This window comes from Actinomycetota bacterium, from assembly GCA_016700055.1.
Classification (GTDB): domain Bacteria; phylum Actinomycetota; class Acidimicrobiia; order Acidimicrobiales; family Ilumatobacteraceae; genus Kalu-18.
In genome coordinates this window covers 838,220-858,189 of the sequence record CP064997.1, presented here as the reverse complement: position 1 = coordinate 858,189, position 19,970 = coordinate 838,220, and the positions used below count along the sequence as shown (strand labels likewise).

At 70.2% G+C, this 19,970-nt stretch carries 18 protein-coding genes; 12 read left to right on the top strand and 6 right to left on the bottom strand.

Annotation, left to right across the window (positions count from 1 at the left end; all coding sequences use genetic code 11):
* Positions 1–18: 18 nt before the first annotated feature.
* Together hrpB and IPM43_04135 are read right to left on the bottom strand one after the other, a co-directional pair.
* Positions 19–2,622, bottom strand: a complete 2,604-nt coding sequence (hrpB, locus tag IPM43_04140; GenBank protein ID QQS25572.1) for an ATP-dependent helicase HrpB — start codon at positions 2,620–2,622, stop codon at positions 19–21.
* Entirely contained in the window at positions 2,553–3,041 is a 489-nt protein-coding gene (locus IPM43_04135; GenBank protein ID QQS25571.1) for a hypothetical protein, read from the bottom strand. The genes hrpB and IPM43_04135 overlap by 70 nt, the downstream gene beginning before the upstream one ends.
* A gap of 71 nt (positions 3,042–3,112) precedes the next feature.
* Here IPM43_04135 and IPM43_04130 point away from each other — a divergent pair, with 71 nt between their 5' ends.
* Both IPM43_04130 and IPM43_04125 read left to right on the top strand, forming a co-directional pair.
* Complete coding sequence (locus IPM43_04130) at positions 3,113–3,928, top strand: hypothetical protein (protein ID QQS25570.1); 816 nt, start codon at positions 3,113–3,115, stop codon at positions 3,926–3,928.
* A 28-nt stretch (positions 3,929–3,956) separates the two neighbouring features.
* The gene (locus IPM43_04125) at positions 3,957–4,424 is read left to right on the top strand and encodes a pyridoxamine 5'-phosphate oxidase family protein (GenBank protein ID QQS25569.1); all 468 of its coding nucleotides are present in this window, start codon (positions 3,957–3,959) and stop codon (positions 4,422–4,424) included.
* Between the two features lie 29 nt (positions 4,425–4,453).
* Here the strand turns inward: IPM43_04125 and IPM43_04120 are convergent, their stop codons facing one another.
* Positions 4,454–5,806: an aminotransferase class I/II-fold pyridoxal phosphate-dependent enzyme gene (locus IPM43_04120; protein QQS25568.1), complete on the bottom strand. Its 1,353-nt coding sequence runs from the start codon at positions 5,804–5,806 to the stop codon at positions 4,454–4,456.
* A 144-nt stretch (positions 5,807–5,950) separates the two neighbouring features.
* Here IPM43_04120 and IPM43_04115 point away from each other — a divergent pair, with 144 nt between their 5' ends.
* From IPM43_04115 to IPM43_04070, 10 genes are all read left to right on the top strand, one after another.
* Positions 5,951–6,793: an acyltransferase gene (locus IPM43_04115; protein QQS25567.1), complete on the top strand. Its 843-nt coding sequence runs from the start codon at positions 5,951–5,953 to the stop codon at positions 6,791–6,793.
* An 11-nt stretch (positions 6,794–6,804) separates the two neighbouring features.
* The gene (gene hydA / locus IPM43_04110; protein QQS25566.1) at positions 6,805–8,253 is read left to right on the top strand and encodes a dihydropyrimidinase; all 1,449 of its coding nucleotides are present in this window, start codon (positions 6,805–6,807) and stop codon (positions 8,251–8,253) included.
* Positions 8,254–8,265: 12 nt separating this feature from the next.
* Entirely contained in the window at positions 8,266–9,750 is a 1,485-nt protein-coding gene (locus IPM43_04105) for a CoA-acylating methylmalonate-semialdehyde dehydrogenase (GenBank protein QQS25565.1), read from the top strand.
* Positions 9,751–9,761: 11 nt separating this feature from the next.
* Positions 9,762–10,790, top strand: coding sequence for a TIGR03842 family LLM class F420-dependent oxidoreductase (locus IPM43_04100; protein QQS25564.1), 1,029 nt, complete (start codon positions 9,762–9,764; stop codon positions 10,788–10,790).
* A gap of 47 nt (positions 10,791–10,837) precedes the next feature.
* Positions 10,838–11,680 carry an ABC transporter permease subunit gene (locus IPM43_04095; protein ID QQS26324.1) on the top strand — a complete coding sequence of 281 codons (843 nt, stop codon included), beginning with the start codon at positions 10,838–10,840 and terminating at the stop codon, positions 11,678–11,680.
* Positions 11,677–12,477, top strand: coding sequence for an ABC transporter ATP-binding protein (locus tag IPM43_04090; GenBank protein ID QQS25563.1), 801 nt, complete (start codon positions 11,677–11,679; stop codon positions 12,475–12,477). Before IPM43_04095 ends, IPM43_04090 begins: the two co-directional genes overlap by 4 nt.
* Positions 12,474–13,265: an ABC transporter permease subunit gene (locus IPM43_04085; GenBank protein ID QQS25562.1), complete on the top strand. Its 792-nt coding sequence runs from the start codon at positions 12,474–12,476 to the stop codon at positions 13,263–13,265. Before IPM43_04090 ends, IPM43_04085 begins: the two co-directional genes overlap by 4 nt.
* Before the next feature lie 107 nt (positions 13,266–13,372).
* The gene (locus IPM43_04080; protein QQS26323.1) at positions 13,373–14,569 is read left to right on the top strand and encodes an ABC transporter substrate-binding protein; all 1,197 of its coding nucleotides are present in this window, start codon (positions 13,373–13,375) and stop codon (positions 14,567–14,569) included.
* A gap of 109 nt (positions 14,570–14,678) precedes the next feature.
* Complete coding sequence (locus IPM43_04075; protein QQS25561.1) at positions 14,679–15,551, top strand: LLM class F420-dependent oxidoreductase; 873 nt, start codon at positions 14,679–14,681, stop codon at positions 15,549–15,551.
* 35 nt (positions 15,552–15,586) lie between these two features.
* Positions 15,587–16,219, top strand: coding sequence for a cobalt transporter (locus IPM43_04070; protein ID QQS25560.1), 633 nt, complete (start codon positions 15,587–15,589; stop codon positions 16,217–16,219).
* Between the two features lie 20 nt (positions 16,220–16,239).
* Here IPM43_04070 and IPM43_04065 read toward each other — a convergent pair whose 3' ends face one another.
* The 3 genes from IPM43_04065 to IPM43_04055 all read right to left on the bottom strand — a co-directional run bounded on the left by IPM43_04065 (position 16,240) and on the right by IPM43_04055 (position 19,904).
* Positions 16,240–17,712: a hypothetical protein gene (locus IPM43_04065; protein QQS25559.1), complete on the bottom strand. Its 1,473-nt coding sequence runs from the start codon at positions 17,710–17,712 to the stop codon at positions 16,240–16,242.
* Positions 17,713–17,765: 53 nt separating this feature from the next.
* Complete coding sequence (locus tag IPM43_04060) at positions 17,766–18,248, bottom strand: superoxide dismutase family protein (GenBank protein QQS25558.1); 483 nt, start codon at positions 18,246–18,248, stop codon at positions 17,766–17,768.
* 303 nt (positions 18,249–18,551) lie between these two features.
* Complete coding sequence (locus IPM43_04055; GenBank protein QQS25557.1) at positions 18,552–19,904, bottom strand: aspartate aminotransferase family protein; 1,353 nt, start codon at positions 19,902–19,904, stop codon at positions 18,552–18,554.
* Positions 19,905–19,970: the final 66 nt, after the last annotated feature.

Genomic DNA, 19,970 nt, shown 5'->3' with positions numbered 1-19,970 from the left:
GCCCTCCAGCCCGAAGGGTCAAGAGTCCTTCGCGCGGCGCGGCTGCGCCGTGGCCGGGTCTTGCGGCCAATGGTGCTTGGGGTAGCGCCCCGCCATCTCCTTGCGGACCTCCACCCAGGAGCCGGTCCAGAAGCCGGGCAGGTCGGCGGTGACCTGCAGCGGGCGGCCCGCGGGTGAGAGCAGGTGGAGCACCAGCGGCACACGACCCCCGGCCACGCTCGGATGGACCGTCGTGCCGTACACGTCCTGCACCTGCACGGCCAGCACCGGCGCGCCTTCCCCGCGCGCCGGTGGGCCGTAGTCGACGGGCACTCGGCGCCCGCTCGCCACCGCCACGGTCGGGGGAGCGAGCTCGTCCAGCTCGGCGCCGGCGGGCCAGGGGAGCTGGGAGCGCAGCAGCACCGCGAGGTCGAGCCGGGCGAGGTCATCGCGCCCCGTGGCGGCGCCGAGGTACGGCGTGAGCCAGTCGTCGAGCGAGCGGACGAGCGTGGCGTCGCTCCAGTCGGGCCACGGGTCGCCGAGCGTCGTCCGCAGGAACTGGACTCGTTCGCGCAGCGAGGCTGCCGTCTTCGTCCACACCAGCGCGCCGAGGCGGGTGGAGACGATGCGCTCGACCAGCGCAGCCGTGGTCTCCGGGCCGGGGCTGGGGCGCTCCACCCGCTCGTCGAGCAGCATCCGGTCCAGGCGCACCTCCACCCGCTGGACGAGGTCGTCGCGTTCGCGGTCCCACTGCAAGGTGCGTGACACGCTCGTGCGGCCGGCGAGGACGCGCATCACGGAGTCCGCGTCGACTGCTGCGCCGAGGCGGATGCGGGTGTTCGTGCGGTGGCCGTCGACGTCGGCGGCGACGACGAACGCCTCGTGCGCGAGCGCGTCGTCCTTGCCCATCCACGCCGCCGTGCCCGAGCGGAGCTGGAACTGCCCCGGCTGGCGCCGCTTCGCGAGGCGGTCGGGGTAAGCGGCGAGCGCCGTCGCGCCGGTGTGGTCGGGATCGATCGCCGCCAGGTCCAGGCGCACCCGCGCCCTGCGGGCCAGGTCACGCGCGCGGTCGCGCACTCGCACCACGGCGCGCCGGTCGGCGCGGTCGTCGAACGTGGTGCCGGCCACCAGCCCGACGCGCAGCGCGAGGTCGGCGGGGAGATCACCCGGTCGGCCGCGCATCACGTCGCGCTCGTCGAGTACGGCTGCGACCACGCACGCGAGCGAGCGGTCGGCAACGCTCCCCGCCGCGACGATCATGTGCGCGAGGCGGGGGTGCACCGGCAGCGGCAGCATCTCCCGCCCGGTGGCGGTGAGCCGGCCCTCGGCGTCGAGCGCGCCGAGGTCGGCGAGCAGCTCGCGCCCCTGGGTGAGCGCCTTGGGCGGCGGCGGGTCGGCGAACGCGAGATCTTCCACCGGGGTGCCCCAGGCCGCCAGCTCCAGGGCGAAGCCGGCGAGGTCGACCTGCGCGATCTCGGGCTCCAGATGCGCGCGGCGGGTGCCCTGTTCGAGCTTGCTCCACAGCCGGTACGCGACCCCGGGGCCGAGCCGCCCGGCGCGTCCGGCGCGCTGCTCGGTCGACGCCCGCGACGCGGACACCGTGGTGAGCCTGGTCATCCCCGTGTGCGTGTCGTAGCGCGGCACCCTCGCCAGCCCGGCGTCGACGACCACGCTCACGCCGTCGACGGTGAGGCTCGTCTCCGCGATGTCGGTGGCCAGCACCACCCGACGCCGCCCGGCCGGCGAAGGCGCGAGAGCGCGGTCCTGGTCGGCCATGCTCAGCGCGCCGGCGAGCGGCCACACGTCGACGTCGCTCGCGACGCGCTCGGCGAGCAGCTCTTGCACGCGACGGATCTCGCCGATGCCGGGGAGGAACACGAGCACGTCGCCGGGTTCCTCGCGCAGCGCCTTCGCGACGACGGCGGTGACCGCCTCGACCGGGCGTTCCCCTTTGCGCGGTGGGGCCCAGCGGACCTCGACGGGGTGTTGGCGGCCCTCGCTCACGATCACCGGTGCGAGGGCCGACGCGCCGGGCGCACCGTCGCCGGGCCGGGCGAGCAGACCGGCGAAGCGCTCGGCGTCGGCAGTGGCCGACATCGCGAGCATCCGCAGGTCGGGGCGCAGCGTGTGCCGAGCGTCGAGGCACAGCGCGAGGCCGAGGTCGGTGGGCAGGTTGCGCTCGTGCACCTCGTCGAACACGACCAGCCCTACACCCTCCAGTGACGGGTCCGACTGCAAGCGGCGGGTGAGGATGCCCTCGGTGACCACCTCCAGCCGCGTCGTCGGGCCGATCCTGCGCTCGTCGCGCGTCTGGTACCCGACGGTGCCGCCGGGCTCCTCACCGAGCAGCCACGCCGAGCGGTGCGCGGCGGCGCGTGCAGCCAGGCGGCGCGGTTCGAGCACGACGACGCGGCGGCCGTCGAGCCACGGCTCGTCGAACAGTCGCAGCGGCACGAGCGTCGTCTTGCCGGCGCCGGGAGGGGCGACGAGTACCGCGCTGGCGCTCTCGTGGCTCGCCAGAGCCTGGCGCAGCGCGGGTATCGCGTCTTCGACCGGGAGTGCGGTGCGGGGGATCAGACGAGTGCGGGGGTGCCGTGGAAGGGCACCGGGTCGCCGGACTCGGGGATCAGCGGTGCGGTCCATGCAGTGGTGTCGGCGATCGCCGTCGCCACTGCCCGCCACTCTGACGCGTCCCAGCCCTCGGCGGCCGCGGTGACGGTGCCGTCGATGCGGATGAACACGAATGCCGGCAGTGAGGCGAGGCCGAGCGTGCGTACGACCGCGCGGTCGGGGTCGCAGAACACCAAGAACTCCTCGGCCAGCGGCCCGATGAACGTCCGCGCCTCGTCCTCGGTGCACGTGAGGACGAAGTTGGTCCGCGCCGCCGCCCCGGTGAAGTTGCGCAGGATGCGCGCCGCGGTGTCGAGGATCCAGGAGCTCTCGTTCGTGTAGGGATCGAGCACGACCGACGCCAGGTGGAAGGTGGTCAGCCATTCCTCCAGCGGGCGGGCCTCGCCCCCGAGGGGGGTGAGCACTACGTCGAGCGATGGGTTGGTCGCCACGGCGCTCGACGGTAGCGCAGTCGCCCGGCCTCGCCCCAAGCACCGTGCCGCGGCGCAGTAGCGTCGCCGTGATGCACCCGATCGAGCGCCTGCGATACGTCGCCCGCTCCACAGGTGCCGACCAGCGCGTGCTCGTGCGTGAAACGGCCGGTGCCCTGGCCGGCTTGCGCATCGATCCGGCCGGCCTCGTCACCGCCTGCCGGCGCATCGTCGAGCGTCACCCGTCGAGCGGGCCCCTCTGGTGGTTGTGCAGCCATCTGCTCACCGCACCGGAGCCGTTCGAGCAGATGTGGACGCTGGCCGAGGAGATCGACTGCGACCCGACGCCCACCGGGCTGGTTCGTGACCTGCCGGAGGAGGCGACGGTGTGCGTCGTCGGCTGGCCGGATCTGATCGGTGAGGCGCTCGTGCGGCGCGGCGACCTCGCGGTGCTCGCTGTCGACTCAGGCGGTTACGGACGCGGGTTCGCCAACCAGCTGCGCCGCGCCGATGTCGACGTCGAGGAGGTGCCCGCCGAGGGCGCCGGCGCGGCGGCCGTCCAGGCCGACCTAGTGCTCGTCGAGGCCTTCGCCGCCGGCGGGGGCGAGGCGCTGTGCAGCATCGGCGCGCGCGGTGTGGCCGCTGCCGCGTACTGCGCCGAGGTACCGGTGTGGCTCGTCGCCGGTCGTGCCCGCCGGCTGCCCGACCCGACGTGGGCCGCCCTCGGCGAGCGTCTCGGCCACTGCGGCGAGCCGTGGGAGTTGGAGGTGGAGCGGGTGCCGCTCGCGCTGATGTCGCACGTGTGCGGCGCCGCGGGCGTGCACGACCTGAATGCGGCCACGGTCGAGGCGTTGATGCGCCCCGAGTGCCCCTTTGCCCCGGAGCTGGTGAAGGCCAGCCCGACCTGAGCGCCGGGCGCGCAGCTAGCGTGGCGCAATGGCCAAGCGACGCTCCGAGATCTCGATGACTCCCGACGAGCTGGCGGCGTTCCTCACCGCACAGAAGGTGCTGAACGTGGCCACGCTCGGGCCCACCGGCCACCCGCACCTGGTGGCGATGTGGTACGAGATGATCGACGGCGTGCCCACGTTCTGGACGTTCGGGAAGAGCCAGAAGATCGTGAACCTGCGCCGCGACCCGCGGATCACCGGACTCGTCGAGAGCGGCGAGAGCTACGACCAGTTAAAGGGCGTCGAGCTGGTCGGTACCGCACGGTTGATCGAGGACTACGAGCAGATCCTCGAGATCGGCAAGCTGGTGGGCTTGAAGTACAACGGCGAGGGGGCCATCTCCGACGCGGCGCTGCCGTTCATCGAGGCCCAGGCCCGCAAGCGTGTCGGCGTCGCGCTCGAGGCCGAGCGCATCGTGAGCTGGGACCACTCCAAGCTCGGCTCCGGCTACTAGCTGCTAGGCGCGGCTTCGCGCGGAACCGCTCAGCGGTGGCCGGAGCGGGTAGGACGCCGTCCGGCGGCGTCGGCGATGGCCTCGGCGACGCGGGTGGACCATACGTCGTCGCCGCCGATCAGCCCGGCCGTGATGCGTAGATGGTCGCTGTCGGGGCGCACCATGAACGGCTCGCCGGGGGCGGCGCCGATGCCTCGCGCGGCGAGCGAGATCAACGCCGCGCGCTCGTCGGCGACGTCGACCCACATGTTGATGCCGTCCCCGTCGGACACGACCACGCCGCGCGCGGCGAGCACTCGGCCGACGGCGCGACGGCGGTCGGCGTAGGCCTGGCGGGCGTGGGCGATCTGGGCGATCGTGGCCGGGTCGTCGAGCAGCTCGACGAGCAGCGCCTGCAATATGCGGCTGCTCCAACCGGGCCCGAGCAGGCGGCGGTTCGCCACGTTGGCGACGATCTCGCCCGCCCCGCCGACGGCAGCCAGGCGCAGGTCCGGGCCGTGGCTCTTCGAGAAGCTGCGGATGTGCACGGTACGCGCGGGCAGGTGGCTGCCGATGCTGACCGGCTCGCCGGTGGCGATGTCACCGGAGTGGTCGTCCTCGATCACGAGCGGCGTCCCCGCCTGGGCCAGCAACGCGGCGAGCGCCGCCGCCCGTTGCGTGGTCATCGTCGCCCCCGTCGGGTTCTGCGCCCGTGGCTGGACGAACACCGCCACCGGCTCGACCTCGAGCGCGGAGCGCAACCCCTCGGGCGAGATGCCCTCGTCGTCCACGTCGACGCCGATCACCTCGGCGCCGACGCGCTCGAGCAGGTCGAGCAGCGGCGGGAACGCGGGGTGCTCGACGACCACCCGATCGCCGAGACGCACCGTCACCTGCGTGACGCGGTCGAGGGCGTCGAGGGCGCCGTCGACGACGGTCAGCTCCTCGGGCTCGAACGGCCAGCGCGAGCGCAGCGCCTCGTCGAGGTCGGGCAGCACGGGGTGGTCCAGGTAGCTGCTGGTCAACGACTGGCGGCTGACCTTCGCGATCGCCGGACCGAGGTCGGGTAGCAGCGCCGGGTCGGGGGTGCCCGTCGACAGGTCGAGCTCGAAGTGGCCGGGTCCCTCGGTGATCCGCCGGTACCGGCGCGGTCCGCCGGGGCCGGTCGGGTGGCGCACGTACGTGCCGTTGCGGCCGTTCGCCTCGATCGCACCGGCCGACGCGAGCGTCCGCCACGCCTCGCCGACGGTGGTCGGCGACACGTTCAGCCGGCGGGAGAGCTCGCGCACCGTCGGCAGGCGAGTGCCGACCGGCAGTGAGCCCGACGAGACCAGCCGCCCGATCGCCGCGGCGATGCCCTTCGCGCTGCGGTCCTCGATGGCGTCGGCGATGACCGAGATCATCGTTCACCGCCCGCGGAGCTCGACCCGCCGCAAATCATTGTCCGGTCACAATACACCTATTGTCCAGGTCGAGCTGTCTCATTACGATGCGCGCATCGGCACGTCCTGAACGGTCGCGCCACCAGCCGAAGGGGAGGCACCGAGATGGCCAACGTCGTTCGCGCAGCGTTGCTCCAGACCGACTGGACCGGCGACCAGGCGTCGATGATCGACAAGCACGAGCAGGCGGCGCGCGACGCCGCCGCCGAGGGGGCACAGGTGATGTGCTTCCAGGAGCTGTTCTACGGTCCGTACTTCTGCCAGGTGCAAGAGGCCGAGTACTACAGCTACACCGAGCCGATCCCCGACGGCCCGACCACCGAGCGCTTCAAGAGCGTGGCGAAAGAGCTCGGCATGGTGATGGTGCTGCCGATGTACGAGATCGTCCAGCCGGGGCTGTACTACAACACCGCGGCGGTGATCGACGCCGACGGCACTTACCTCGGCAAGTACCGCAAGCAGCACATCCCTCAGGTGAAGGGCTTCTGGGAGAAGTTCTACTTCGCCCCCGGAACCGACGGGTATCCGGTGTTCGAGACCGCCGTCGGCAAGGTGGGGGTGTACATCTGCTACGACCGCCACTTCCCCGAAGGCTGGCGGGCGCTCGGGTTGAACGGGGCCGAGATCGTGTTCAACCCCTCCGCCACCCACCGCGGCCTGTCGGAGTACCTGTGGCGGATCGAGCAGCCCGCCGCGGCCGTGGCGAACATGTACTTCGTCGGGGCGATCAACCGCGTCGGCGTCGAACCGCTCGGCGAGAACGACTTCTACGGCCAGAGCTACTTCGTCGACCCGGAGGGCAAGTTCGTCGGCGACCCCGGCGACCCGCACAAGCCCGAGCTCATCGTGCGCGACCTCGACCTGGGCAAGATCCGCGAGGTGCGCGACCGCTGGGCGTTCTACCGCGACCGGCGGCCCGACGCGTACGACGAGCTGGTTCGGCGCTGAAAGGACCGACGATGGCAAGCATGCTGATCAAGAACGGCACGGTCGTCTCGCCGTCTGGCGCGACAGCGCAAGACGTGCTCATCGACGGCGAGAAGATCGCCGCCGTCGGTGCACCCGGATGGTTCGCGAGTGCAGAGGCGGGCTGCGACACCGTCATCGACGCGGCCGGCAAGTACGTGATCCCCGGCGGTGTCGACGTGCACACCCACATGGAGCTGCCCTTCGGCGGCACGTTCGCGTCCGACACGTTCGAGACCGGCACCATCGCCGCCGCGTGGGGCGGGGTGACGACCATCGTCGACTTCGCGGTGCAGCGCTACGGCGAGGACGTGCACGAGGGACTCACCGAGTGGCACCGCAAGGCCGACGGCAACTGCGCCATCGACTACGGCTTCCACCAGATCATCGGCGGCGTCGACGAGCAGTCGCTGAAGGCGATGTCGTACCTCGTCGAGCACGAAGGAGTGAGCAGCTTCAAGCTGTTCATGGCCTACCCGGGCGTGTTCTACAGCGACGACGGCCAGATCCTGCGAGCGATGCAGACTGCCGCCGACTGCGGGGCGATGATCATGATGCACGCCGAGAACGGCACCGCGATCGACGTGCTCGTCGCCCAGGCGCTGGCCCGGGGCGAGACCGACCCCCGCTACCACTCCTACACGCGGCCCTCGCCGCTCGAGGCCGAGGCCACGCATCGCGCGATCGTGCTCAGCCACGTCGCCGGCAACGTCCCGCTGTACGTCGTGCACATGTCTGCCGGCGACGCGCTGGAAGAGGTCGCCGCGGCCCGGCACCACGGGCGCAACGTGTTCGCCGAGACGTGTCCCCAGTACCTGTGGCTGACGCTCGAGGAGACCCTCGGCAAGCCCGGGTTCGAAGGGGCGAAGTGGGTGTGCTCCACCCCGGTGCGCTCGCGTGACAACGACCCGCACTGGAAGGGCCTGCACGGCCACGGCCACCAGGCCGACCTGTGGCGGGGGCTGCGGATGAACGAGCTGGCCGTCGTGTCCACCGACCACTGCCCGTTCTGCTTCAAGGACCAAAAAGAGCTCGGCCTCGGCGACTTCTCCAAGATCCCGAACGGGATCGGCGGTGTCGAGCACCGCCTCGAGCTCGTCTATCAGGGCGTCGCCACCGGCGAGCTGTCCCTCGAACGGTGGGTGGAGACCTGTTGCACCACGCCGGCACGCATGTTCGGGCTGTATCCGCGCAAGGGGATCGTGCAGCCCGGCAGCGATGCCGACGTCGTCGTCTGGGACCCCAACTCGAAGACGAAGATCGGCGTCAACGACAAGCACCACATGAACATGGACCACTCCGCGTACGAGGGCTTCGTCGTCGACGGCAAGGTCGACACCGTGCTGTCGCGGGGCACGGTCGTGATGAGCAACGACACGTTCCACGGGCGGGCCGGGCACGGGCAGTACCTGAAGCGCGGCCTGTCGCAGTACCTGGTGTAGAGGAGGAGACCGATGGCGCGCATCTCGCACTGGATCGACGGCCGGGTGGTGCCTGGCACGTCGGGTCGCAGCGGCTCGGTGTTCAACCCGGCGACGGGCGAGGTCCAAGCCAGCGTCGACTTCGCGTCCGACGACGAGGTCGACGCGGCGGTGCAGTCCGCGCAGTCGGCGTCACCGGCGTGGCGCTCGACCAGCCTCACCCGGCGCGCCGAGGTGATGTTCCACATGCGTGAGCTCGTCGACGCGAACCGCAAGGAGATCGCGCTGGCGCTCACCAAGGAGCACGGCAAGGTGCTCTCCGACGCACTCGGCGAGGTCGCCCGCGGGCTCGAGAACATCGAGTTCGCCTGCGGCATCCCCAACCTGCTGAAGGGCGGCTACAGCGAGCAGGTCGGCACCGGTGTCGACGTGTATCAGATCCGCCAGCCGCTCGGCGTCGTGGCCGGCATCACGCCGTTCAACTTCCCCGCGATGGTGCCGATGTGGATGTTCGCCAACGCTCTCGCGTGCGGCAACACGTTCGTGCTGAAGCCGAGCGAGAAGGACCCGTCGGCCTCGATGCTCATCGCCGACCTGTTGAAGCAGGCCGGTTTGCCCGACGGCTGCTTCAACGTGGTCCACGGCGACAAGGTGGCCGTCGACCGCCTGCTCGAGCACCCCGACGTCGCCGCGATCAGCTTCGTCGGCTCCACCCCGATCGCGCGCTACATCTACGAGACCGGCACCCGCAACGGCAAGCGGGTGCAGGCCCTCGGTGGGGCGAAGAACCACATGCTCGTGCTGCCCGACGCCGACCTCGACATGGCCGCCGACGCCGCGATCAGCGCCGGTTACGGTTCGGCGGGGGAGCGGTGCATGGCGATCTCGGTCGTGCTCGCGATGGACTCGATCGCCGACGAGCTGGTCGCCAAGATCGCCGAGCGGATCCCTTCGATCACCGTCGGACCCGGCTCCGACGTGTCCTCCGAGATGGGGCCGCTGATCACCGGGGAGCACCGTGACAAGGTCGCCGGATATGTCGCGAAGGCGGGCGACGAGGGTGCCTCGGTGCTCATCGACGGCCGCGACGGAGCGCCAGGGGACGGCTTCTTCCTGCGCCCGAGCCTGATCGACCACGTTCGCCCGGGCATGGCCTGCTACGACGACGAGATCTTCGGCCCGGTGCTCACCGTGGCCCGGGTCGAGTCCTACGAGCAGGGGCTGGCGATGATCAACGACAACCCGTACGGCAACGGCACGGCGATCTTCACCCGCGACGGCGGGGCGGCACGGCGGTTCCAGTTCGACGTCGAGGTCGGCATGGTCGGCGTCAACGTGCCGATCCCGGTCCCGGTCAGCTTCTACAGCTTCGGCGGGTGGAAGGCGAGCCTGTTCGGCGACACGCACATGTACGGCCCGGAGGGCGTCAACTTCTACACACGCTCCAAGGTGGTCACGTCGCGCTGGCCCGACCCGAGCACCAGCACCATCGACCTCGGCTTCCCCCAGAACCGCTGACGGAGCGCCACATGGACCTCGGAGTCGTCCTGCAGACCACGCCGCCCAGCGCGCGGGTGGTCGATCTCGCCAAGAAGGCCGACATGTACGGCTTCTCGCACGTGTGGACCTTCGACAGCCACATCCTGTGGCAGGAGCCGTACGTCATCTACAGCCAGATCCTCGCCGCCACACGCAACGTGACGGTCGGCCCGATGGTCACCAACCCGGCCACCCGCGACTGGACGGTGACGGCCAGCGTCTTTGCCACGCTGAACGAGATGTTCGGCAACCGCACGGTGATCGGCATCGGCCGCGGCGACTCGGCGGTGAGGGTGACGAACGGCAGCCCGACCACACTCGGCACCCTGCGCGAGGCGGTGCACGTCATCCGTGAGCTCGCGAACGGGCATGGCGTCGAATACAAGGGCTCCACCATCCGCTTCCCCTGGGCCGCGCAGAGCCGGTGCGAGGTGTGGGTGGCCGCCTACGGCCCGAAGGCGCTCGCGCTCACCGGCGAGGTCGGCGACGGGTTCATCCTGCAGCTGGCCGACCCCGACATCGTCGCCTGGACGATCGATTCGGTGAAGAAGGCCGCCGCCGGTGCGGGGCGTGACCCCGAGTCGCTGACCATCTGCGTCGCTGCGCCCGCCTACGTCACCGACGGCTCCGCCGCCGGCCTCGCGCACGCCCGCGAGCAGTGCCGCTGGTTCGGCGGGATGGTCGGCAACCACGTCGCCGACATCGTCGCCCGCTACGGCGACTCGGGGCAGGTGCCCAAGGCGCTCACCGACTACATCGCCGGGCGCCAGGGCTACGACTACAACGAGCACGGCCAGGCCGGCAACGTCCACGCGGCCTTCGTGCCCGACGAGATCGTCGACCGGTTCTGCCTGCTCGGCCCCGTCGAGGAGCAGGCCCGGCGGCTGCTCGAGCTGAAGCAGCTCGGCGTCGACCAGTTCGCCATCTATCTGCAGCACGATGCCAAGGACGAGACCCTGCACGCGTACGGCGAAAAGGTGATGCCGCTCATCGCCGACCATCTGCTGGCGAAGTCGTGAGCTCTGCCACAGCGTCGAAGTCACGCGCCCGGCTCCGGCGGATGGCGATGTTCGCCCTCGCCCTCGGCCTCGTCGCCCTTGGCTGGGAGCTGTACAAGGTGCTCGGCCCGCAAGACGGCGGCGAGATCCTCGGTTGGCGCATCCTTCCCCGCGCGAACGACACGGCGATGCCCCACGTGTGGGAGATGGTGTCACGCCTCGCCGACCCGGAGCGCCGTGGGTCGGAGCGCAGCATCCTCGCCGTCGTGCTGTCGGGCGCGTGGTATTCGTTCCGCCTCGCGGCCGTCGGTCTGGCGATCGGCATCGTCGTCGGCCTCGGGCTCGCAGTGTTGATGTCGCGCTTTCGCGTGGTCGAGCGCGGCCTGCTGCCGTACCTCGTCATCTCCCAGACGGTGCCGCTCATCGCGCTCGCCCCGCTCGTGGTCAGCTGGGGCGGCAAGCTGCAGATCGGCGACTGGGTGTGGCCCCGCTGGCTCTCCGCCTCGGTGCTCGGCGCGTTCCTCGCGTTCTTCCCGATCGCGGTCGGCACGCTGAAGGGGCTGTCCTCCGCGCCGCAGGCCTCGCTGGAGCTGATGGACAGCTACGCCGCCACGTGGCGCCAGACGCTGTTCAAGCTCCGCTTCCCCTCCGCCGTGCCTCATCTGGTCCCGGCGTTGAAGTTGGCGGGTTCGGCGGCGGTCGTCGGGGTGGTCGTGGCCGAGATCTCCACCGGGTTGAAAGGCGGCATCGGCCGACTGATCATCGAGTACTCACGTCAGGCGACGAGCGATCCGGCCAAGGTTTACACGGCCGTGTTCGGTGCCGCGGTGCTCGGCCTGGTGATGGCCGGGCTCGTCGCCGCGTTCGACGCGTTCATGATGCGCAACCGCCCGCAGGAGTCGGTTTCATGAGCGCGGTCGAGCTGAGCCAGCTCTGCAAGGTGTTCAACGCCGGACGACCGAATGCGGTCGACGCGCTGCGCGACGTCGACCTGGTGATCGAGCCGGGCGAGTTCGTGTCGCTGATCGGTCCCTCCGGGTGTGGGAAGTCGACGCTGCTGCGGCTGGTCGCGAACCTCACCGAGCCAACGGCAGGCCACGTGCTGGTGAACGGCAAGCCCGCCCGACAGGCACGTCTCGATCAGGACTACGGCATGGCGTTCCAGCAGTCCGGGCTCTTCGACTGGCGCACGGTGGCCAAGAACATCGAGCTCCCGCTCGAGTTGAAGGGCTGGGACAGGGCCAAGCGGCGTGCCCGGGCGATCGAGATGCTCCAGCTCGTGAAGCTGCCCGAGTTCGCCGACCACATGCCCTGGCAGCTGTCCGGCGGCATGCAGCAGCGCGTCGCCATCGCGCGGGCCCTCGCCGCGCACCCGCCGCTGTTGCTGATGGACGAGCCGTTCGGGGCGCTCGACGAGATGACGCGAGAGCACATGCAGGCCGAGTTGTTGCGCATCTGTCGGGCCACGGCAAGCACGGTCGTGTTCGTGACGCACAGCATCCCCGAGGCGGTGTACCTGTCGACGCGGGTGGTGGTGATGTCGCCCCGCCCGGGACGCATCTCCGACGTGGTCACCGTCGACCTCGGCGCGGAGCGCGACCTCGACACGCGCGAGGACGCCGGCTTCTTCAAGAAGATCACCGAGGTCCGTGAGGCGTTGCGCGGCATCGAATCCGCTGCCCGAGCGCGGGGGGTCGACGACAGGTGAACGCTTCGTTCGCCTCCACCGCCAGGCGCATCTGGCCGCCGGTGGTCTTCGGCATCGGCTTCGTGGCGCTGTGGGAGGCGGTGGTCAAGGTGTTCGACCTGAAGCCCTACTTCCTGGCGCCTCCCTCACGCATCTTCGACGAGTTCACCGACAACCTCGGCAACATCTGGGACGCGGTGAAGGTGTCGGGGACGAACGCATTCATCGGTCTCCTGATCGGCACGGTGCTCGGTGTGGCGATGAGCTTCATCCTCAGCCGGTTCCGCGTGCTGAACGACGTCGTCACCCCGCTCGCGATCGCGCTCAACGCCATCCCGATCTTCGTGTTGGTGGCGGTGTTCAACAACATGTTCGCGATCACCAGCGAGGTGCCGCGGCGGCTGATGGTCACCCTCGTCGTCTACTTCGTCGTGCTCGTGAACGTCGCGAAGGGGCTCACCCAGGTGAGCAACACCCAGCTCGAGCTGATGCGGTCGTACGCGGCGAGCGACACCGAGATCCTGCGCAAGGTCAGGGTGCCGAATGCGGTGCCGTACCTGTTCACGGCCCTGAAGATCGCCGCCCCGCTGTCGGTCATCACCGCGTTCGTCAGCGAGTACTTCGGCGGCTCGCAGAACGGGCTCGGCTATGCGATCTCGAGCAACACGTCGACTTCGAAGAACGCGCTCGCGTGGGCATACGTGCTAGGTGCATGTCTGCTCGGGCTGGCGTTCTACCTGATCTCCATCATGTTGGAGACTGCCGCCACCCCAGGTGGGGGCAGCACACGCGCCGAGGGCAGAGCGTGAACCAAAGGCATCTGCCGAGGCGCCACAATGGACAAGACACCAGAGATCCTGGGGCAGCGCCCCACGGGGGAGAGGACCAACAACCCATGACGCATCGACGTTCCAAGATGCTCACCGCCGGCGCCGTCGCGCTGACGCTGTTCGTCGCTTCGTGCGGCGGCGACGACGGTGGTACCGACAGCACCGACGCTCCGAGCACAGACGCTCCGAGCACCGACGCGCCGAGCACCGACGCCCCGAGCACCGACGCCCCCGGCGGCGAGTGCGCGGAGCTGACGCCGGTGAAGCTCCAGCTCCAGTGGTACATCCAGGCGCAGTTCGCCGGCTACCTGGCCGCCGTCGACAAGGGTCTCTACGAGGCGCAGTGCCTCGAGGTCGAGATCGTCGAGGGCGCGGTCGACATCCAGCCGGCCCAGCAGCTCGCCGACGGTGCGGTCGACTTCGCCGTCTCCTGGGTGCCGCGCGCGCTCACCGTTCGTGAAGCGGGCGGCGACGTGGTGAACATCGCCCAGGTGTTCCAGCGCTCGGGCACCCTGCAGGTGTCCTTCGTCGACAAGGACATCACCGAACCCGCAGACTTCGAGGGCAAGAACATCGGCAACTGGGGCTTCGGTAACGAGTACGAGGTGTTCGCCGCGATCACCGAAGCCGGGCTCGACCCGGCCGCCGACGTCACCCTCGTGCAGCAGCAGTTCGACATGCTGGCCCTGCTCGACGGCGACATCGACGCCGCCGAGGCGATGACCTACAACGAGTACGCGCAGGTGCTCGAAGCCGTCAACCCCGACACCGGTGAGCTGTACACCGCCGACGACTTCAACGTGATCTCGTACGAAGAGGTCGGCGTCGGCATGCTGCAGGACGCGATCTGGGCCGACGGAGCCAAGCTGGCCTCCGACGACGCCTACCGGGCGACAGCGGTCAAGTTCGTCGCCGCCTCGCTCCAGGGCTGGGCGTACTGCCGCGACAACGTGCAGGAGTGCGCGGACATCGTCGTGGCCAAGGGCTCCCAGCTCGGCGCCAGCCATCAGCTGTGGCAGATGAACGAGGTCAACAAGCTCATCTGGCCCGCTTCCGGCGGGGTCGGCTTCATCGAGGAAGAGGCGTGGGACCGCACGGTCGACATCGCCACCAACACGAAGAACCTCGACGGTCAGACCGTGCTCACCAAGCCGGTCGAAGGCACGGCCTGGACCAACGACATCATCACTGAGGCCCACGCGATGCTCGCCGAGCTCGACGTCGACCTGAACGGTGAGGGTTTCGAACCGATCGAGGTCACCCTCAACGAAGGCGGTGGCTGACCCCACCCGACTGACGCGGTGATCCTCAGGTCCCGGTCCGCAAACCGGGCCGGGACCTGAGGCCGACCCGCATCGACGCCGTCGCCCGCCGCCCGCACAAGGAGACGAGATGCAGCTCGGGATCCACTTCGTCGACTTCACCCTCCCCGGCGCCCCGGAGTCGATCGGCCCCACACTGGCCGAGACGGCGGAGATCGCCGAGGAGGGCGGCGCGTCGACCTTCACCGTCATGGACCACTGGTTCCAGATGGAGATGATGGCGCCGGCAACCGATCCGATGCTCGAGGGCTACACCACCCTCGGATTCCTCGCCGGGCGGACCGAGCGCATGCGCCTCGGCCTCCTCGTCACCGGCGTCACCTATCGCCATCCCGGGCTGCTGGCCAAGATCGTCACCACCCTCGACGTGCTCTCGGGTGGCCGCGCCCAACTGGGCATCGGTGCCGCGTGGTACGAGCGCGAGCACCGCGGCCTCGGCGTGGCGTTCCCGCCAGTCGCCGAGCGGTTCGAGCGTCTGGAGGAGACGCTGCAGATCTGCTTGCAGATGTGGAGCGACAACGACGGGCCGTACGAAGGCCGGCACTACCAGCTGGCCGAGACGATCTGCTCACCGCCGCCGATCAGTTCGCCCCGACCGCGGATCCTCGTCGGAGGCGGTGGCGAGCGCAAGACGCTCCGGCTCGTCGCTCGCTACGCGGATGCCTGCAACCTGTTCGCCGCGTCGCCAGACGAGGTCGCCGGCAAGCTCGCCGTGCTCGACCGGCACTGCGAAGCAGAAGGCCGCGAGCCCGCTGCCATCGAACGCACGCTCCTCGCCATGGGCAACCCACTCGATGACCCCGACGGGTTCGTGTCCACGATGGCCGACTACGCGCAGCTCGGCATCTCCACCGTCGAGGTCATTCCAAGAGGTGACCCCGTGGCCTTCACGACCGAGCTGATGGAGCGCGTCGCCCCCGCCCTCGCCGATCTAGGTCCGTGACCACCCCCAGTTCTCGGTCGGATGAGTCGCGCTATGTGTCACAAATCCGACCGAGAACTTTGGAAAGCGGGCGCCGGACCCGCTGGCGGCGCCAGGCGCTGGTGCTGGCGTGGGCGACGATCGTGTGGAACAGCCTCGAAGCGGTCGTCGCCATCGGCAGCGGTGCGGCCGCGAGCTCGATCGCGCTGATCGGGTTCGGGCTGAACTCCGTCGTCGAGGTCGGTTCGGCGGTCGTGGTCGTCTGGCAGTTCTCCGGCACCGACAACGTCCACCGCGAGGAACGTGCCCTCAGGCTGATCGCGGGCAGCTTCTTCGTCTTCGCCGGGTACATCGTCGCCCAGTCGGTGTGGGATCTGGCCACCCGCTCGTCTCCCGACGAATCGCTCGTCGGCATCATCCTGGCGGCCACCTCGCTCGTCGTGATGCCTGTCCTCGCGACCGCCAAGCGACGCCTCGGACGTCGCCTGGCGAGCCGGACGGTGGTCGCCGACAGCGGCCAGACCATGCTCTGCAGCTACCTGTCCGCCGTGCTCCTCGCCGGGCTGCTCGCCAACAGCCTGCTCGGCTGGTGGTGGGCCGATCCCGTCGCCGCGCTCGCGATCGCCGCGCTCGCGGTCCGTGAGGGTCGCGCAGCCTGGCACGGCGAGGTGTGCTGCGACGCTTGCTGAATCCGCGGCGACCGACTCGCTCAATCGCCGAGAGTGACGACGGTGGCATTGATCGGGTCGACCGTGACGGTGGCGCCGGTACGCAGCCGCCGGCACGCGGTGGGATCGCCGATGACAGCCGGGATGCCGAGCTCGCGGGCGGTGATGGCCGCGTGTGACACGAGGCCTCCGGTGGCGGTGACCAGTGCCCCGGCGTGCGCGAGCACCGTGTTCCACGACGGGCTGGTGGCGGCGGTGACGACCACGTCGCCGGGCTCGAAGGCGTCCATCGCCACGGTGGGGTCGTCGACCACCAGCGCCCGGCCGGTGTAGCAGTCGGTACCGATGCCGACGGGATGACCGTCGCCGAGCATGTGGTCGGCAGCGGCGAGTTGCGCGGCGCCGATCAGTGCCAATGGCCGCGGCAGCGCGTCGAGCGGCGGGATGGCGAGCTCGGGGCCGATCGCCGGTGGTGCGTCGAGCGCGGAGTCGGCGAGACGCTGCCGACGACGGCGGTCGAGCTCCACGCGGGTGAGCCCTCCGGCGCCGGTGAGCAGCGACACGAGCTCGTCGACGGTTGCTTCCACAGCCAACGTCGGATCCGCCGGGCACAGCAGGTCGCCGGCGGCGAGCATCGCGCGGCGCAGCAGTCCCATCGGCCAAGCACCGGTGATCGCGCCGTTGTCGTCACGCAGTTCGGCCGCGCGGCAGGCGTCGGCCACCAGCACCGCGAGCTCGGCGTGGTGTTCGGCGCGAACGTGCTGCCTGAGGTCGACGGGGTGCGGGTGACCGGGTACCGCAACTCCGGCAGTGTCGCCCAGCTCGTTCCAGGTGAGGCAGTCCAGGTCGTACCCGGTGACGAGCATCCACCCGGACACCTCCGAGGCGTGGGGTGCTCTCGATGCTCCGGCGAGCGCCCCGCTCGCCAAAGCGGGATCAACGCCCCACTCCTGGCAACGGGCGATCAGCAATCCGACGGGCAGCAGGTCGTCGCCGTGCAGCTCGAAGTGACGCAGGTAGCCGCTGGTGACGAGCCGGTGGCAGGCGCGGAGGTGATCGGCCAGCCGCGTTGCGTCGAGCCCGGCCGGGTCGACGTTCTCGACCTCGGTGTTGCGCCGCCGCCACTCGTCGCGCTCGACCGTGAACCAGTGATCGGTGACCGCTCGCCACGGTCGAGCTGCGAGCGCGGCGCGCGCCGCTCGGGTGCGACGGCGGAACGCCGGGTGCAGCCGCGACAGCATCCACACGAGCGCGCGCGGAGGCGAGCGCCGCGATTCGCGCGGCCCGGCAAGTGGCACCGGCGTGATGTAGAGGTGCCCCCGGACGACGGCGACGTCGAGAGTGCGGGCCACGACGCCGTAGCGCTCCATGTACGACGCCATGCCCGGCGGGCACGTGCTGGCGTAGAGGCACTGGTACTCGGCCGTCAGCGCCCGGGGGAAGTGGTCGGCGAGGCGCCGCCAGCCTCCGGGTCCGGGCGCTGGAAAGGCCTCGGTCGGTGAAGTCACTGTCATGCGCTACCCCTCTCGTCGTCGGGCACGCAGTGCCAGAGTCTTCCAGCACTCGATCAGCGGCCGCGCGCCTCGATCACCCCGCACGCGTGCCGGCCGCCGGCGTCACCGGTGGCGAGTGTGGTCGCATCCGGGCCGGGAACACCGGCCGCGCTGTAGCGGGTCGGGATGTTGGCCAGGTTGTCGGCGCCGGCGTGGACGATGACCGCGAGCCCGACGATCTCACCGGGGGTGAGGTGGCCGAGGTCGAACTCGGCCCGGCTGCGTCCACCAGGACCGAGCACCAGCGGCGGCATGTCGCCGCTGTGACTGCCGTGGCCCGCGCTGGTCGGGTTCCAGTGGCCATCGGCCGAGGTGAAGGCCGGGCCGACACAACCGGCACCGTTGGCCGGGTCGTTGTTGGCGTGGATGTGGAAGCCGTGGAAGCGGCTCGAGTCCGCGGGCAGGCGAACCTCGATCTGACCGACCACGCGACCGTCGTTGAGCCGGAAGTGGACCTTGCCGACCGCTTGGCCGGCAGCATCGCGGAGCTCGGCCACCGCGACGGGGTTACGCGCACTGCTCGGCGCACTGAACGCAAAGGTTGCCGCCGCCACTGCTGTCACCGACCCCGTCAACATCGCCACTCGTCTGCTGGTACGCATCGCGCCCTCCTATTGGTGTTGTCTCACCCGGGCTGTCGCGGTTCGGTGCCCTCGCGGTTCGTCTCAGGGTCGGAAGTGCGATATCTGGGAGCACCCGTCTGTCACGAGATATCGCACTTCGGCGGTTGAGCACGCCGCCGGAGGTTGGGTGCGGCCGCGTTGATAGACATCTATCGGCCGGGACCTGGCGCCAGCTGGTCAGGCCGTGCAGCGGGCGTCGGCGAGCTCGAGCACCTCGTCGATGATCGCGATGCCCTGGCGCACCTCGTCGGCCGAGATCGTGAGCGGGGGCACGACGTGCATCCGGTTGAAGTGCGTGAACGGCCACAGGCCCAACGCCTTGCAGGCGGCGACCAGCTCGGCCATCGGTGCCGCGTCGGCACCGCCGGCGTTGAACGGCACCAGCGGCTCACGGGTGTCGCGGTTGCGGACCAGCTCGATCGCCCAGAACACCCCGAGGCCGCGCACCTCGCCGACGCTCGGGTGGCGCTCGGCCAGCGCACGCAGCTCGGGGCCGATGACGTCGGTGCCGAGCGAGCGGGCGTGCTCGACGATGCCTTCTTCCTTGAAGATGTTGATCGAGGCCACCGCCGAGGCGCACGCCAGCGGGTGACCCGAGTACGTGAGCCCACCGGGATAGGCGCGCTGGCGGAACGTGTCGACGATGCGGCTGGAGATGATCACACCACCGAGGGGCAGATAGCCCGAGTTCACGCCCTTCGCGAACGTGATCAGGTCGGGGGTGACGCCCCAGCGGTCGATCGCGAACCACTCACCGCATCGCCCGAACCCGGCCATCACCTCGTCGGAGATCAGCATGATGCCGTGCCGGTCGCACAGCTCGCGCACGCCGCGCAGGTAGCCGTCCGGCGGCACGAGGATGCCGTTCGTGCCGACCACCGGTTCGAGGATGATCGCCGCGACCGTGTGCGCGCCCTCGACCATCAAGGTGTCGGCGAGGTGGGCGAGGGCACGCTCGCACTCCTCTTCGTCGGACGACGAGTGGAACGCCGAGCGGTACGTGTAGGGGCCCCAGAACTTGACCGCGCCGGGGATCGCCGGCTCGCTCGGCCAGCGGCGCGGGTCGCCGGTGAGCGCGATCGCCCCGTGGGTGGCGCCGTGGTAGCTGCGGTAGGTGCTCAGCACCTTGTGACGCCCGGTGTGCAGGCGGGCCATGCGCACCGCGTTCTCGACCGCCTCGGCACCGCCGTTCGTGAAGAACACATGGCTGAGCTCGGCAGGAGCGAGCTCGACGATCAGGCGGGCGGCCTCGCTGCGGGCGTCGTTCGCCATCGTCGGGCTGATCGTGCACAGCCGGTCGGCCTGCTCCTTGATCGCCGCCACCAGCTTGGGGTGCTGGTGCCCGATGTTCACGTTGACGAGCTGGCTGGAGAAGTCGAGCCAGCGGTTCCCCTGGTCGTCCCACATCCAGGCGCCTTCGGCACCGGCGATCACGACGGGGTCGAGCAGATCTTGAGCCGACCAGGAGTGGAACACGTGTGCCCGGTCGTTCACGTACGCGTCCGAGGGACGGGTCGCGAGGTTGGTCATGGTCGGACATCGTATTCGTCACATCGACGGGTGAACAGACCCCTTGTTGTGTCAGGACAAACCGCA